The 16,048-nt window shown below is 54.9% G+C and carries 11 protein-coding genes; 2 read left to right on the plus strand and 9 right to left on the minus strand.

Features of this window, described 5'->3' with window-relative positions:
• Positions 1–451: 451 nt before the first annotated feature.
• A complete protein-coding gene (locus NG653_RS04645) occupies positions 452–1,540 on the minus strand; it encodes a DUF6544 family protein (protein ID WP_252740500.1) in 1,089 nt (362 codons plus the stop codon).
• Positions 1,541–1,597: 57 nt separating this feature from the next.
• Complete coding sequence (locus NG653_RS04650; protein WP_252740501.1) at positions 1,598–2,188, minus strand: outer membrane beta-barrel protein; 591 nt, start codon at positions 2,186–2,188, stop codon at positions 1,598–1,600.
• A 478-nt stretch (positions 2,189–2,666) separates the two neighbouring features.
• Between NG653_RS04650 and NG653_RS04655 the strand changes: the two genes are divergently transcribed.
• Together NG653_RS04655 and NG653_RS04660 are read left to right on the plus strand one after the other, a co-directional pair.
• Positions 2,667–3,014, plus strand: a complete 348-nt coding sequence (locus NG653_RS04655) for a hypothetical protein (RefSeq protein WP_252740502.1) — start codon at positions 2,667–2,669, stop codon at positions 3,012–3,014.
• Between the two features lie 118 nt (positions 3,015–3,132).
• A complete protein-coding gene (locus NG653_RS04660) occupies positions 3,133–3,996 on the plus strand; it encodes a DUF808 domain-containing protein (RefSeq protein WP_252740503.1) in 864 nt (287 codons plus the stop codon).
• Between the two features lie 30 nt (positions 3,997–4,026).
• On the opposite strand, the gene NG653_RS04665 is transcribed toward NG653_RS04660, so the two are convergent.
• The 7 genes from NG653_RS04665 to NG653_RS04695 all read right to left on the minus strand — a co-directional run.
• Entirely contained in the window at positions 4,027–4,911 is an 885-nt protein-coding gene (locus NG653_RS04665; RefSeq protein WP_252740504.1) for a glycoside hydrolase family 17 protein, read from the minus strand.
• A 6-nt stretch (positions 4,912–4,917) separates the two neighbouring features.
• Positions 4,918–7,272, minus strand: a complete 2,355-nt coding sequence (locus NG653_RS04670) for an MFS transporter (protein ID WP_252740505.1) — start codon at positions 7,270–7,272, stop codon at positions 4,918–4,920.
• Between the two features lie 22 nt (positions 7,273–7,294).
• Positions 7,295–8,785, minus strand: coding sequence for a glycoside hydrolase family 30 protein (locus NG653_RS04675; RefSeq protein WP_252740506.1), 1,491 nt, complete (start codon positions 8,783–8,785; stop codon positions 7,295–7,297).
• Between the two features lie 40 nt (positions 8,786–8,825).
• On the minus strand, positions 8,826–10,019 hold the full coding sequence (locus NG653_RS04680; protein ID WP_252740522.1) for a glycosyl hydrolase family 17 protein: 1,194 nt from the start codon (positions 10,017–10,019) through the stop codon (positions 8,826–8,828).
• 188 nt (positions 10,020–10,207) lie between these two features.
• Complete coding sequence (locus NG653_RS04685; RefSeq protein ID WP_252740507.1) at positions 10,208–13,648, minus strand: 1,3-beta-D-glucan phosphorylase, GH149 family; 3,441 nt, start codon at positions 13,646–13,648, stop codon at positions 10,208–10,210.
• A 43-nt stretch (positions 13,649–13,691) separates the two neighbouring features.
• Entirely contained in the window at positions 13,692–15,233 is a 1,542-nt protein-coding gene (locus tag NG653_RS04690) for a sugar porter family MFS transporter (protein WP_252740508.1), read from the minus strand.
• A 189-nt stretch (positions 15,234–15,422) separates the two neighbouring features.
• Positions 15,423–16,048 (minus strand): carbohydrate binding domain-containing protein (locus NG653_RS04695; protein ID WP_252740509.1); only part of this gene is annotated, 626 nt, incomplete at its 5' end.

Below are 16,048 nucleotides of genomic sequence, written 5' to 3' on the forward strand. Positions count from 1 at the left end.
GTCGATTATCCCGGTAAACCAAAAGGTATTCGGAAAATCTCTTCCAAAACCCATAAATGCATAAAGGGTGATAACATAGAAGATCCTCCCAAAGATCAGGCAACCAACCACAAAGGCATACCTCTTGATATTCAGGGAGGAAAGAAGCTGCAGGTAAGCAAAGCACAGGAAAAAGGATCCTAAGAATATTGCGAAGAATGGGTCAATGGGAAGGACGTCGATCTTCCGGCCCGTTCCAATAAAAAATAAATACATGATTCCGGCAACGGTATCCCAAACGCCACTCAGGGCAAAGGCAACGGCCAAAGGCCTTAGTGAACTGGCAGGCATTCTTCGATGTTTAGTTGTTCGGTACTATAACTATTTCCATTCTTTTCCTGGTATTGGCACGCCTTAATCCGTGAACCTTTGGAGAAGCACCCGCAGACGGCAACGGAAGAACTCCGGGGCTTCATTCAAGTTGCGTTACGTTGTAGGCGATTTCCTTAACCTGAAATTTCCCATAAACGAACTCCCCATCGGGATAGTGCCAGATCGCTTCCCCGTAGGTCGGCAGCCTGTACCCGTTGACCTGTTCGTAATTTTTTACCGGCGTGGAAAACGGGAAGGTTTTCATCTCATCCACGGAGATGCGGTCTTCTGAGCGAAAATTGACCAGTTGTCCCTTCTCATTGAAAAAGAGCAGGGCGGAAATTGCCGTACCCCCGGAAGAGAAAGTCGCCTTTACGGTCAGGTCATTTATCTCCTCCCAGGCGATGCGCGGATCGATCAGCCCTGCGGGCGCAAACAGGCAGAGGTCGTTGAAATAGGTGACCGTTTCCGTGGGGTAAAGCTCCGGCCCCTTTATGTTGACCACGGGGAAAAGCGAAAGGAGTTTTATCCGCATCCCGGCCGTTCGGTCTTTGTAGGCGTGATAGCCCGCGGTTGGCAGCCCATTGATGGTGGCCTTCATAAAAAACAGGCGGGCGGGGGGTGCAACAAAACTGTATTGCTCCGAGGTAAAGTGAAACCAGTCCTTCCCCCTGCCGCGCATTTCGCCCTCAAATCGGATTCTGAAATTTCTCAATTTCGGCTTCCCCACCACGCCGACATACCGCAAGTAGTTCCGGACGGGTAGCGGCAGCCCTCGCAGGTCTGCTTCCCCTATGACTTCCCCCGCGCTTTGGGTGGTTTGCAGGCTGGAAAGCACATCGCTTCGATAGGCATTTTCAAACCGCATCGAGGCCAGGCCGATTACAGCCAGTACCAGGATGATGGCATTGGGTATGGTCCCGAATTTGGCGTCTGCCCAAAACATAACGATCAGGGTTTGCGACAGGGCCACCGCCACAATGGCCAGGATGGGCCAGGCTTCCTTTTTCAGGAGGTAAGACAGGGCCACTGCAAGAAACAGGAGCCCCCCCGCCAGCCACAGCCACCCTAAGGGTTTGGAGACCTCCTTTGAAAACTGTTCCGGCTTTCCTAACCCCATGGCCTGTGTAAAGCCCAAAAAGTGGATCAGCCCGTGGACCAGCAGCATAAAGCCAACGATGCCTTTCATAGAAACCTGGGTTTATGGGTCAATCTCAGAAACGATTTATTCCATCTGGTGCGCCCCCTAAAAGACTTTTGCAATCCCCACGCCAAAAGACAGGTAGTTAAGGTCTGCCTCCGTGGTGACCTGCCCGATCTCAATATCCCTGGACAAGGCGCGATACCCCAACTGCGGGCGCAGGTTCCAATTGTTGCCCAAGTCTAACTGCACCCCGGCACCCAGTTCCCAGCCCAGGCCATGCCCGGAGTCGGCCGTAATGTCCCCTGCATCATTTTCAACCTCTATATGGTTATAGATACCCCCCAGGCGTATGAGGTAGGACCATTTTTCGGAGGTCCCGAAGGGTCGGATGTACTGCAAACCAAAGGTATACCCGGTTTCATCAAAATCCGTTTCCCCGGGACCCGCAAAAGAAGAATCATCGGTACTAAAGGTGTTGTAACCCCAGCCGACATAGGCCCCTAAATGTTCCATAAAGCGATAGCCGACCGCAGCCTCGAATCCGAAACCTGTATTCAGGTCCGCATCTCCAAGGTCCTTAGTCGGAAAATCAAGGTTCGGCCTGAGTTCTACAGACCATTTTTCCTGTGCGGTAATCGCCTGGAAAAAAACGAGGAAAAGCGTAATAAACATGGGTAATTTGAAAACTTTCATGGTGTATGCATTTTAATTTAAGGATCAAAAGTACCCTTGCCCTTTCATATCTACAATGACCAAAATCATGGATAAATAAATGATAACGTGAGTATTATCATTGTTTAGGGGTATCCTGTGCCAGGTCATGTTGTATCGAAATGGGTTTTTGCCCTGTTCATCCCCGGCTCCGGGTGTTCCCCTCACGCAATGGACAGGAGCCCGAAGGCAAATAGCGGAATGCATCCTGGATAAGGTCTTAAGTCTGTTCCGGTGAGGGCAGCCCCTTGTGCCTGCCGGCATGCAGCAATGAGGGGTCTCTATGGTTGCGACTATTGGCAACGAAACAAAACAAGGTGCTACCCCCATAACAGGGCCACCCCTTCGGAAAAACGGTTACCACGCCATACTTCATCCCCCAAAAAAAGCCGGAGAACGAAACGGCTATTGCGGTTTTCCGCATACCCCGTATTTTTACCTTAGCGAATCCGGCCCCGATATGAAATGCCTCCTGTTCCCAATCCTGTTCCTTTTTGGCAGTCCCCTGGCCATTGGTCAGGTAACCTTCGATGAAAAACTTCACTTCGGGGCCGGGATTGTTGCCGGGGCTGCCGGGGGGTTTGTCGCCCATAAAATTTCCAAAGGCGATAAATGGTGGACCATTGCAGGGGCCGTGGGCACCAGTTTGGTGGCAGGGGTGGCCAAGGAAGCCATTGACGAGGCCCAGGACGGCGACTGGGACAACCGGGAACTCGCTGCCACCGCCCTGGGCGGGGTGGTCGTGGGGGTAACCATCGAAATCTTTAGCGGAAAAAAGAAAAAAAAGAAAGCCGGGCAGATCCCATAAGCCCTTTCTGCACTCCCCCAATGCAGGGCAGCCAAAAAAGCCCGTGTGGCTGAGCAAGTGGATCTCGGTTTGGTTCCCGTGTCATAAAAACCCTATTTTTACCACAAATCCCAAGGATATGGCTTCGGGCTTTTTTGCCGTACTGGACGATATTTCAGCGCTTATGGACGATGTGGCCTCCATGAGCAAGATCGCTACCAAAAAGACGGCGGGCATCCTGGGCGACGACCTGGCCGTGAATGCGGAAAAAGCCACGGGCTTCATGGCCAGCCGGGAGTTACCGGTGCTGTGGGCCATCATCAAGGGCTCCTTCCTCAACAAACTGATCATCCTGCCGATCGCCTTCCTGTTAACCGCCTTCCTGCCGGCAGCCATTACGGTCATCCTCCTGCTCGGCGGGGTATACCTGGCCTACGAGGGGGCGGAGAAGGTTATCGAATTTGTATTCGGCCACAAAACCGGGGTGCCGGAACCCCCTGTGCAACGTATCCCGGAAGCCGAGATGCCCGAAATGGAAAAAAAGAAGGTACGCCAGGCCATTGTCACGGACTTCATCCTTTCGGTGGAAATCGTCATCATCGCCCTGAGCACCGTAATTGGGGAGCCGCTGCTTACCCAGATCCTCGTGGTTTCGGCGATTGCGATACTGGCCACCATTGGGGTCTATGGGATTGTGGCCCTTATCGTGCGCATGGACGACCTGGGGTGCAGGCTGATCAACTGGCACAAAGGGGATAATGGCCTCTCAGACAGGATCGGGCGGGTTTTGGTCCGCGCCCTGCCCTGGGTCATCAAAGTGCTTTCCGTGGTGGGTACCCTTGCCCTGTTGCTGGTTTCCGGGGGCATTTTCAACCATAACGTGGAATTCCTGCACCACCTCTTCCCGGGAATCCCATCGCTGCTGAAGGACTTTGTGACCGGCCTGGCCATCGGTTCGGCAGCTGTGCTTGTCTTCGGGTGGGTCAAAAAAGCTTTTAAGTAAGTCCGCCGTGCCCTGGAGGGCCAGGCCCATTCAGAACTTCAGCTTCTCATCCTTGTCCCACAAGCCCCAGTAGGCCCCTACATCGCCTTCTGCCCCGGTTTTCCAGGATTCGTCAAAGGAAGAGAAATAAAAGACCTCAATGTCATCCTCTGCAGCCCATTTCTGGGTATTCATGAAGTACTTCAGGAAATTGTCGAGCGAGGGAAATGCGCCTTCCAAATTGGTTCCCTGGCTGGGCCACCCCGTTTCCGAAATGATCACCTTTTTCCCATTTGCAGCCCGGAGGGCCCTGTGGTACATGTCCTTCATGTAAAGCAGGGAATAATCCAGGTCACACCCTTCCCAGAACGGATAGCAATTCGCCAGGATCACATCGCAGGCCTCGGTGATCCGGGGCCGCTCCGAGAACTCGTAGTACGCATCCACATAACCCACGGGAACGCCCGATACCTGCTCCTTGACCCGATAGATCGCCTCGAGGAGCTCATCTTCCCTGAGGTCGCCCCGGTACATGACTTCATTGCCCACAGCGGCGATATCGACCAACCCCTCATGGCATAAGGCGATCAGGCCGGCAAGTTCCCGCTCGTTGATTTCCGGGTCGTTTCCCAACCAGGCCCCTACCAGGGTCTTGATGCCGTATTCCCTGGCGATCTGGGGGATGAGTTCATTGCCCTCCGTACAGGAGAACGAGCGGATCCACTGGGTGTACGGACGTATGAGCTTCATGCGCCGGCGGATCTGTTTTTCGCTCAACTGGTCCCCGGGTTTCTGGCCCTCCTCATAGGGGCTGAAACACAGGCCGTGGACCCCCGCTTCAAGGGTCTCCCGGGAGAGGCGCTTTAGTTCTTTGGTCGATTTTCCGGCATAATCCAGTGCCGCAAGCGCCAGGTGTTTTTCTTTTCTTATTGACATGGCCTCCTAGGTGTATTTTAAGGTGTTGTTTTGATCCCACAAGCCCCAACTGGCCCCTACGTCCCCTTCGTGATGCACCTTCCAGGACTCGTCGAAGGACGAGAAGTAAAAGAGGGGCACACCCGATTCGCGTTGCCAGTTTTGGACATTGACAAAGTATTTCATGGCGTTGGCCCGGGAGGGCAGGGCCTCCCCGGATGGTGCTCCCTGGCTGGGCCAGCCGGTTTCCGTAAGGATCACCGGTTTTCCCTGGGCCGCTTCCCGGAGCACTTCATTCATCTGGTCGAGGTAGCCGGTGGCCAGATCGATCGGGCAACCCTCCCAGAACGGATAGCAATTCGCCAGGACCACGTCGCAGGCCTTAACCAGCTCCGGTCGCTGGGCAAACTGGTAATAGGCGTCCACATATCCCACGGGGATTTCCGGCAGGGCCGCTTTCACCCTGCCAATATACGCCAGGATTTCGGCTTCCGGCAATTCACCCCGAAGCAGTACCTCGTTCCCCACGGCTGCGATATCGACGTATCCCGCCCTGGCCAGGGCGATCAACCCTTCGATTTCCCTTTCGTTTTGCGCCCGGTCCGTGCCAATCCAGGCCCCAACCATGGTCTTCAGGCTGTATTCCCTGGCCATCCTGGCGATGTGCTCATTGCCGTCGGTACAGGAAAACGAGCGGACCCACTGGGTATAGGGCCTGATGATTTCCATCCGCTGTCGGATTTGGGACTCGGAGAGGACGTCCCCAATATTCTGCCCTTCAAGGTACGGGCTGAAACAAAGTCCATGCAACCCTTTGTCCAGGGTACTGGCGAAAACCTCCCTGATCGAATCTTCCGTGGTGGAGGAGAAATCGACGTCCGTTTTGAGGGGACCCTTTAAATCGATATGGACCAAAGACCCCAGCATTCCGGCTTGCTGATAGGAGGATGCCAGGGGGGCCACGCCCGATTTGCGGGCATCCAGGGCAGCGCGGATCTCATTGGCGCGCTGCTCGGTAACGTCGTAATTGCGCATCACGATGATGGCAATCAGGGTGCCCACGATGGGCAGGCCGGAATAGAATGCCCTCAGGCCGTCTATTGCGCCTTCGGGCTGGGTGGCCATTTCAGGGTTAAAGCCCACGATGGTCATGATGGCCCCGCTGAGCAGGCCGGCAATGGCAAAGCCAAACTTCACCATCCACCAGTAGATCGCCCCAAAGACGCCCTCCCGGCGTTTCCCGGTATGCAATTCGTCCAAATCGATCACATCGGCCGTCATGGACATCATCAGGGTAAACAGGCTTCCGATGCCGAAGGAAAAGAATGGCAGGGCAAAGATGAACATCCAGGGTTTCCCGGGGATAAAGAGGAACCACAACATGATATACCCGATCAGCGAGATGCCCTGGGAGGTGATAAAGGCATTTTTCTTGCCCATCCGCTTCGACATCCAGGCCACGATCGGGATTACCAAAAAGGTAGTGACCAGGGAGGCCAGGCTGCCGAAAAGGGTGGGCCAAACCCCCGCCGCCCCTGCATCGCCGTTAAACAAATGGTAAACGATGATAAAAAACGAAAAGGCCGCAATGGTATTGAAGGCGTTGAAAATAAAAAAGGTGGAGATACAGAGCTTTACAAAGGGCTTGGAGCGGAAGGCCTCCTTGAAGCCGTTGAGGATTTCCTTTAAACTGCTCCCAATGGTTTTGAGGGTCAGGGGGGAATAGTCGGCGTCCAAAGTGGACTCGCTTTTCAGGAAAATGGCCGGCACCATGGCGAAGAGCATACAAACAATCCCTACCCAGACTGCCAGTTCCCGAGTGGCCACATCGGCCGATTCAAACCAGCCCTTGTCGTACATGACCACCCAGAACCAGGGGGCAATGACCCATGCCCACTGGCCAATCCACTGGGCAACGGCCATAATGCTGGTCCGTTCATGGAAATCATCGCTCATTTCATAGCCCATCGCCACATAGGGGACGCTGAAAATGGTAAGCCCCAGATAGAATACAAAGGACCACAGCAGGAAATAGGTAAAGTTATAGTCGATGCCGTTCTCGCGGTACAGCTGCCACATGACTACAAATGAAATGCCCATCACAATGGCCCCGATAAACACGTATTGCCTCCTGCGGCCCCAGCGCGATTTGGTGTTGTCGGAGATAAAGCCCATGATGGGGTCAGTTATGGAGTCGAAAACCCTCGGCAGGAAGAACAGGACCCCCCACATCCAGCCGGGGAAGCCCAGGTCCTGCACCAGCACGACCATGAAAATCCCCAGGACGGCCGGGAACATCTGGTTGGCCAGCATGCCGATGCCGAAGGCTACTTTGTCCCCGAAGGGCACTTTGTGTGCGGAAGTACTGTTGGAAGCGTTCATGGTTTAGAAGTTTGGTTGGTTTTCAGGGTTTGATGAGAATGGTTTGCAGGGCCTGGGCGCTTATCGCAAGGTCTGCGGTGCGGTCACCCAGGGAGAGCGTAATGTTCAGGGGCTCCATCCCCTGGTTCAATACCACCACGGCCAGGGACCCGTCAGGGTTTTCTGCCGCCGTGACCTGGAGGGCTTCGCCGGAAGGCACCACCCCGATGCGCCGGGCGCCCGGGCGGATATACCGGCTGAAATGTGCAAGGGTGTAATAAATGGGGGTGAAATAGACTTCATCCTGCTCAGGGTCGACGATGACCGGGGCCACACACCAGTTTTCAAACCAGTTGGGTCCGCCCTGTCGGTCGAGTACCATATTCCAGTCGATCCAACCATCAACCCAGTTGTTCAGGCAGCCGATGATATCGCGGGCATACCGGTATACGGGCACGTATTTGGGGTGGAGGTGTTTCTGGTCTTCCGGGGCCCAGTCCCACCCCCAGTCCGTGGCCTCTTTGGACCAGTACCAGGCATCGTCACGCCATTTGGGGACCTCGGCATCCACGCAGGCTTCAGACTGGATCAGGTGTTTTTCCGGTGCTTTCTGATGGGCGTACTGCAGGGCTTCGGGAAAGACCTCAAAGGTACTGGCATACCAGTGTATGGCTGTGCCGTCGAAATATTTTGAGGTGCCTTCATCCCTGAACATTTCATCGACCCAGTGTTTCAGGTGCTCCCGGTTCTGGTCGTACCCGAGGATTTTTACATGCGATTTCCCCTCGGCTTCCAACTTCGGCCCCAGGTGGTGTTGCACGAATTCGGTCATTTCCCGGGCCGTGAAGTGCATGCTCTCCCAGTTGTTGTCGTTGCCAAGGGGTTCATTTTCCACGGTAAACCCCCAGATATCGATCCCCTCCGCCTGGTAGGCATCGAGATACCGCGCAAAAAACAGGGCCCAGGTGTCGTAATACCCGGGCAGCAACTTCCCGCCGCGCCAGTCGTTGTTGTCTTTCATCCAGGGCGGGGCGGTCCAGGGGGAGGCCAAAATCTTAAACCCTTCTTCGGAAATTTGCATGGCCTCTTTGATCATGGGGATCAGGTCGTCGCGGTCCTCGTCAATACTGAAGTGCTCGAGCAAGGTATCGCCTGCCACCGGGGCGTAAGAATACTGCCCCAGGGAAAAATCGCAGGAATTCATGTGGGTCCGGGTAAGGGAGTACCGTGCGCCCTCAGGGCCAAAATACGCCTCCAGGATCTTTTTCCGGTTTGCCGGGCTCACCCGGTTCAGCAGGTAGGCTGAGGCTTCTGTAAAGGACCCCCCAAACCCGGTAATGGCCTGATACTTCTGCTCTGGCAGGAGTTGCACGGCTACGGCATCGCCGGCTACCGGTACGGCCTCCACCCGGCTGAGTTGGTTGCCCTGGGCTGAGGTCTCGTAGACCTCCACTTCCAGGAGTTTTTTTTCTGAACAGGATCCCAAACTCATCGCAATCATCAATATCAGTAAAGAGCCATATCGTGTTTCCATAATCCCTTATAATTCTTCCCCCTTTCCCGGGGGCCGTTTTTCAATACATCGCTGCCTGCTCTTCTGTGGTAGGGGGCACCAGCACGGTTTGCATCAGGGCCTCCAGGTCACCCCCATAGGTCTTCACCACTGGGTTCCCGCCCCGGGTCATTCCCTTGAACACCCCCTGATCCACCAGGTCCCAAAGGGCATATTTGGCCTCCCCTTCTATGGTAAACAGCCCGAAATGGTTTTCCGACCCTTTCTGGTTTTGGGCGTCCTTCCACTTTTCGTTAAAAGCTTCGAAATAAAAGCAGGAAATCCCTTCGCGGGTAGTCCAGTCGCGCATCAGCCGGTAATACAGGCCAGCCTTGTATTCGTCCGTCGCCCTGGACCCCCCGGGGCCATAATGCCCGTTCGAAACAGTCGCCCACCCGGTTTCCCCGATATGGATGGGTTTGTCTGCCCCCACGCTTCGGACGTACTCCGAAACCTTCCGGTACTGCGCCTGTGCGAATTCCAGGGCGCGTTGCATGGCAGCATGGATCTTTTCGAGATCCTCCTCCCCCTCTTCGCTATCCGGTACGCCCCAGAAAGCCGGGTTGTAGTGGGTATTGTGATAGGGATAGGTGTGCATGGAGATGTAGTCCACTGCGTGGATCAGTTTCTCAAGTGCATCGGTATGGTACTCAGGGTCTCCCCCGCCCCAGGAGGCAAAATCGTCAGAACTGGTGATCCACAGGGTTTGGGGGAGCTTCCCTTCCTTTTTAAGGCCCTGGAGGTGGGTTACCCATTTCAGGATCACCGAAGGTTCCACATAATAGCTGGCAGCCCATTTGACCATGGCTTCATTGCCCACGGCCAGTATTTTTACTATGTCGGGGTATTCATTCGCAAGGGCTGCGGCCCGTTCGATTTCCCCGGCATTCTGCTCGCTTTCCACGGAATGGTCCGGGGCCAGGTCGGTCCAGGCGTTCTTGCAATCGATCCAGGCACCGAGCATTACGTACATTTCAAAGGCCGGGTCCTCCTGCTTCAATTGCCGGATGGCCCTGAGCACATTGGAGGCATGGGGCAGCTGCACATTATAGGTGCGCAGGATGCGGATGCCCATCGCATGGAGGATCTTCAGGTCTTCCCTGAGCTGTTCCACCGTGGGTTGGGACTCCCGGGTTATGTCGCGATACCCCCCAAAGGATATGGCCGGGTATTGTTTGTTGCCCAGGATGTCTTTTGCAGTCACTTCTTTCGTCATGTCAGGTTTGGGTTCGCCCGGGGAGGCCTTTTGTTCTTTACACCCCAGCCCGATCAGGGACAGGAGGGCGCAAAACGCAAATTTCAAAAAGCCGACCCCCGGGCGGTAGTTTACTTCATGGTTCTTTTTCGGCGCGTTACTATACTTGAACATAGCGATCGTTCTTATGGTTTCCCCGGCATTCGGAATCATTTCAGCATCTCCTCCTCAATGTAGGCAACCACCTGCTGAACCTCCCCGGTGCGGTAAAAAATCTTCCTGCTGGTTTCCCGGTCGAGGGAGAGGGTATCGCGCCTGGTTTTGCTGCCGTCTGCCATGAGGATCTCAAGGCCTTCCCCGGCCGACAGCCGGTAGATGACCGGAACCTGACAGCAGGTAAAGAATAGGGAGCCGGGCTCAAGGGCTACTTCCCGGGGCGTTCCCTCCAAATCTACATAGCTGAAGGAACAGGGTTCCCTGAGGAATTCTTCCTTACGCAGCAGGTAGGGGTGGAACCGGAGGTCACCCCCTTCCACCAACAAGCCCAGTTCACCAAACCGGCTGAGGATATCCTCCTTTACCTGCCCGGTCATCCCAGGTTGCTGGGCCCCTTTCCCCATTGGGGTGTGCGAGTACGGATCCGTGGGAAAGGCCCCGTAAAGCGACGGGGGTTTGTGAACCCCTATGCCGGCATTGATCTCATAGTAATGCTCCAGCAGCCTTCCGATAACCGAAGCATCGGCTTTGGAATGAATCGCTTGCAGGCACGATTCCTGCACGGCCAGCTGCAATTTGGAAACCATATGCCAGTAAATGGACCCAAGGCCCTCATAGCCGTAAAAGGTGCCGGACCGCCCGGTAAATTCCTTATGGTTGAAAACCGTTTCGAAAGCTTCCAGGACCCCGGCTTTTTCCTTTTCATTCAGATGGGTGAAGTCGTTTACGGGCAACGCGTCCAGGGCCTTTTTCAGATCCGCCGCGTTCTTGAAATTCCCGTTAAAGTGGAATTCCCCCCTGACATCCGTCACCAGGATGCTCCGGTCTTCCCTGGCGAGCAGTTCGCCCATCAGCGCAGATTTCGCAACCAGGTCCTTTGGGATGGTATTTTTTTCAAAAAACCCGGGGAGGTCCTTGTTGGGGTAGAGCAGGTAGCTGTACTGGTCTTCGCGGAACAGGCGGCTCGCCTTCAACCCGTCGAGGACATCCAGGCTTTCCCGGGCGGAAAGGTAGCCCGAGCTCAAAACAGCCACCTGGCCCTCCAGCATTTCGGTCAGGTATTCGATATGTATCCGGTCGTCGCCTTCCACGGTCATCAGGTTATAGGCGTGGTACAGGGCATCGGGCCGCCGGTTTGCCCTGATGGACTGCTCGAGGTATTCCAGGCACAGGGTTGCCATGGCTTTGGCCTCAGAAAGGGGCAAAGCGCGTTTTTTCCCCGTAAAGGCTTTCTCGTAGATCTGTTGCCTGTAGGCGCTGCCCGCTTGCCCAAGGCCATCCAGGACCCTCTTGCGGGCCTTGTCATCAAGGCCTTTCGAAAGGGTGATGTGCTGGTCCCGAAGGGTTGCATAAACCCCTTCAAAAAAGGAATGCAACTCCGCCGAGATGGTAATTTCACCGGCCGGGGCCGTTTCCAGCAGATCGCGGAAGAACACCATAAACCGCCTGAGGTAGTACAGGGTCACCATAGATACCCCATTGCCCACTAAGGCATTGTTGGCATCGTTCCATTCGGGGCGCTGGGTATTCATCCAGATCCCGCCTTCGGGTATGAAATTCGAGAGTTTGGCCAACAGGGTGGCCAACAGCTTCTCGAGCAGGTTCACCCGGTAGATTGCCCCCCCCTGGTCGCGGAGCAGCGCGCCGTCGGCCCCCATGGCCTCCCGGTCACGGCGGATCTGCCGGTCGAGGTGCTCGTCGAACAGGATGGTGTCCTTGGGGTTGCGGAGCAGGTCCTCATAGCTTTTGATCCGGTAGGGTACATTGGCATAGACGAAAAATTCCTGCGGCAGGTACTGGTTAAGCCTCCCGGGAAAGTGTTTTTCCGAGAATTCGAGGAATTTCAACAGGTAAATGATCTGGTGGTCGCCCCAGTAGCCGATATAGGACCAGGGATCGTCCGGCTCGATCACTTCCCAGTCGAACCCGTCCTTGGTTACCCGGTACGGGTTGTAGCCGTCGAAAGTACTGGCATTCAAAAACTTTTGGATCATCCCGTCGATAAAATCGGGATAGGAATGGGCCAGGGCTTCCCAATTCTGGAAGATATCCCTCCAGTTGCCCTCGTAATCGAGGATCTTGGAGCCGTCCACTTCGCTTCGGGTATTGATGGAGAAGGCATTCCAGGGCCGGCTGGGGTCGCCGTGCCTGCGGCTGAACTTCAGGGGGAGGTACTCCAGGGCGAGCCGTTTGAGGTCGGGGTTGCCGGCCTTATGGGCAAAATCCTTCAACATGGAGAGCGAGAACACCCCGGGAAGGGCCTGTAGTGGCTCCCGGAAGGCATCAAAGGTTTTCCGGTTGGCGTGCTTCAGGTAGTTCTCAAAGTCCCACTTTTCAATCTGGTAGGAATCGTCGAAAATGCCCCCCCGCATAATATTGAACAGGGTGTTCGAGAAATGGCGGGTATCGCGAAGGGAGTCGCTGCTGCACTGCAGCCCGTCCGAAGCGGCGCAGAGCCCGATCAGGTTCCGCGTCCCAAGGTCGATGTCGTCCAGCACCTTTTGCTGCAGGTGGGCGTCTTCCCGGATCTCACGGTCCAGTGCAGCAATGGCCGCATGGTCCTGGTTGACATTGGCCACGATCAGCCATTCTTTGGTTTCCCCTGCCGCGAGGGTGCACTCCGATGCCAGCAGGTAGGCCCCTTTTTCGGCCTTGACATCGGTTTCCTGCTGCAGCTTCACCCCCTTCCTGAAGGCCGGCAGCTGGAGGGAAGAAAGCAACCGTGCAGGATTCTCCAGGCCCAGGGACCAGGCGATATTTGCCTTAAGGGCCTCACTGGGCTCAGCCTTGTCGACGATAATGGCCGACAGGGCGTAAATGCCCAGGCCGGACCCTTCCAGGAGCTCGCTCCGCTTATAGGCGTCCACCAGGTTACTCTGCCTGTTCTGGAGGTCGCTACCCACCCCATAGGGCAGGATATTCTGAATCCCGTCCAAAAGGCTGATTTTTAGGGGGGCATTCCCATCGTTGACCAGCCGGGATTTGCGGACAAACCCGTAGGCATTGCTCGAATTCCACTGGTAGCTGAACCTCAGGCCAAGGTCGTGGTTGACCTCCTCGAAAACAATCTTGTTTCCATAAAGGTTTTTGTAGAGGTTCCTGCTGGTCTTAAAAATCCCGGAAGCCCGCTCGGAAGAGGGCTCCCAAACGTGAGTGGCGCCGTCCTTCTCCACCCGGAACAACGACTTGGGCCCGGTGATTTCGGCAGACTCGGTTATTTTATCATCGGTATAGTAGGGAAAGAGCGCGAAGTTGGCATTTTTGCGCCCGGCGGTCAGCCCGCCGTTGCTTGAAATGAACATCCAGTGGTTGGAGTCGCTCACAATACTCATGAAAAAAGGACGCATGGCATCGCTGTCGGCGATTTTGAAATAGCGTTCCCCCTCTAATTCTATTTGTTCCAATGGGTGGTTGTTAGGTTCTGTTGTTTTCATGATTCATGATGGGTTTCCCCGGGTTATTAAACCTGCCCGGGCCTCAGGACCTGATCAGGGCCTGCTCTACCTCTTCCAGGGTTTTTCCTTTGGTTTCAATCACATACCTGTAGACAAAAAGTATCGCCAAAAAAGACAGCAGGGCATAGATGGCAAAGGTGGCTGTCGGCCCGAGTTGCGTCAGTTCCCAGGGGAAGACCTGGGTCACCGTAAAACTCACCAGGGAATTGAAGAACCCCACCACCGAAATGGCGATGCCCTTGATTTTCCCGGGGAAGATCTCCGAGATCAGGGTCCACATCACCGGCCCCAGGGAAATGGCGAAAGCCGCCACATACAGCAAGATGGCCACCAGCACCAGCACGGCATTGATCCGGATGACCCCGGAAATCTGGTTCCGCTGGAAGTCGAGGAATTCAGCTTCAGAAAGCATGGGCTTTACTTCCGCAAACAGGGCAGACTGGCTGTCGAAGGAACGCCCTTCCAAAGCCCTAAGGGTTTCCCGGGTTTCCACCGGCGCGATCTTGTCCAAAGATTCCCGGTCAAAGTCGTAGGTAGCCCTGCCGAAAGCCAGGGTCGCAAGCAACAGGGCCACGGTCATGGCCCCCGTACCGATAAGCAGGAGCGGTTTTCGCCCCAGGGAATCGATAAGCCGAATGGCCAGCAGGGTAAAGGCAAGGTTGGTCAGGCCGACTACAATGGCCTGTAAAAAAGAAGCGTCCGTACTACCGCCGGCCTGTTCAAAAATGGTCGGGGCATAATAGAAAATGGCATTGATGCCAGTGATTTGCTGGAAGAAGGCAATTCCCAGGGCAATGGTCATGATGGTGGCGTATTTCCGGTCAAAAAGGTCCGATAGCTTTCCCTTGGTTTCCTTCCTGGCCTGCCCGCGCTGGATTTCGGCAATGGTAAATTCCGCGTATTCCTCCCCCCCGATGCGCATGAGGATCTTCCGGGCCAGTTTTACCTGGTTCAGCCGCAGGATCAACCACCGGGGGCTCCTCGGGACGGTAAAGAGGGCGAGGAAATAGATTACGGCCGGGATGGCTTCCACCCCAAGCATCCACCGCCAGCTTTCAGAACCATGGTTAACCAGGAAATAATTTGAAAAATACGCCACGGAAATCCCGATAACGATATTGAGCTGGTTAAAGGAGACCAGGCTGCCCCTTAGTTTTGGGGGGGCTATTTCCGCAATATAGATCGGCGCTATCAGGATCGCCCCGCCGATGCCAATCCCCCCGATAATCCTGGCTACGATGAATTCGGTATAACCAGTGGCCAGGGCAGACCAGGTGGCAGAAATGGCAAACAGGGCCGCTACGGCAATCAGGACCTTTTTGCGCCCGAACCGGTCGGCCATGGGCCCGGCCAACAAGTTTCCGGCCATGGCGCCAAAGATCACACACCCCACTGCAAAGCCGAGCATGGCATCCGTCATCGCGAAGTACACGGTAATCCCTTTCACCGCCCCCGAGATAACGGCACTGTCAAATCCCAGCAAAAACCCCCCGAGCGCCACAATCAGGCTGATTAGGATGGTGTAGGACTTGTTCATTTTTACGACCACGCTGGGGTTGTCCATAGGATTTTATTGAAATTTCTGATTTTGAAAAAGTACGCCTTTTATTAAAGAATAAAAAACCGCACCTCCATTGCCTTTATACCATGTACCTTGAAAAAAGGTTAGCCATAACGAGGTGTTTATGCTAACCTTTTTTATTCAGGATATAGAAATTTAATCTTGTAGTACAACTATACCCGGGTTACGGATTTAGTTGATCGTTACGGAAACATTATCAATATTCATCGAGACATTGCAGCCGCTGACTGCACCACAAACCGCTTCAATCAAAAAGGAAATACCCTCGGATACATCCGTTCCGGGCGGAATGGTGTATGATCCGGTGTAAGTGGACCAGGTTCCTCCAGGTGCCGGAGCGGGCGTCAGGACCTGAGTGAAGGAAACACCACCTGCCCCTTCTCCAAAAAGGAGGACATTTACGGCAGCTCCGGGTTGCACAACGGATCCGATCAGGTCAAACTGCACCCGGATTTCGTCCCCGGCTGCAACGGTTCCTGCCCCTATTCGTTCCTGCTTAAAAGCAGGGTTCCCGCCCGTATCCCCCACGGTGAGTTTTCCGGACCAGGTTCCCCCATTGCTTACAGTATTATCCAAAGAAGCAGATCCACCGTTTTGGAACAGGAACCAACCCGTTTCGTCGCCAGTCTCAAAATCCCCGTTTGTGGCTATACTAGCACCCGTAGATCCACCGCCTCCGGCACTTTCATTGCTGCACAACCTGATGTTGTCGAACTGTATCGTCCAGTCGCCGCTGCCATCACCGGCCGTGCCATTGTCCATGATCAGGGTGATCGCCGTGACTGAGCCCACATTGC

The sequence above is a fragment of the Robiginitalea marina genome (assembly GCF_024006985.1).
GTDB classification, from domain to species: domain Bacteria; phylum Bacteroidota; class Bacteroidia; order Flavobacteriales; family Flavobacteriaceae; genus Robiginitalea; species Robiginitalea marina.

Coding starts and splice junctions, on each gene's coding strand:
- NG653_RS04685 (WP_252740507.1), bottom strand. CDS start 13,648: ATGAAAACAACAGAACCTAACAACCACCCATTGGAACAAATAGAATTA.
- NG653_RS04670 (WP_252740505.1), bottom strand. CDS start 7,272: ATGAACGCTTCCAACAGTACTTCCGCACACAAAGTGCCCTTCGGGGAC.
- NG653_RS04645 (WP_252740500.1), bottom strand. CDS start 1,540: ATGAAAGGCATCGTTGGCTTTATGCTGCTGGTCCACGGGCTGATCCAC.
- NG653_RS04650 (WP_252740501.1), bottom strand. CDS start 2,188: ATGAAAGTTTTCAAATTACCCATGTTTATTACGCTTTTCCTCGTTTTT.
- NG653_RS04680 (WP_252740522.1), bottom strand. CDS start 10,019: ATGACGAAAGAAGTGACTGCAAAAGACATCCTGGGCAACAAACAATAC.
- NG653_RS04675 (WP_252740506.1), bottom strand. CDS start 8,785: ATGGAAACACGATATGGCTCTTTACTGATATTGATGATTGCGATGAGT.
- NG653_RS04660 (WP_252740503.1), top strand. CDS start 3,133: ATGGCTTCGGGCTTTTTTGCCGTACTGGACGATATTTCAGCGCTTATG.
- NG653_RS04690 (WP_252740508.1), bottom strand. CDS start 15,233: ATGGACAACCCCAGCGTGGTCGTAAAAATGAACAAGTCCTACACCATC.
- NG653_RS04655 (WP_252740502.1), top strand. CDS start 2,667: ATGAAATGCCTCCTGTTCCCAATCCTGTTCCTTTTTGGCAGTCCCCTG.
- NG653_RS04665 (WP_252740504.1), bottom strand. CDS start 4,911: ATGTCAATAAGAAAAGAAAAACACCTGGCGCTTGCGGCACTGGATTAT.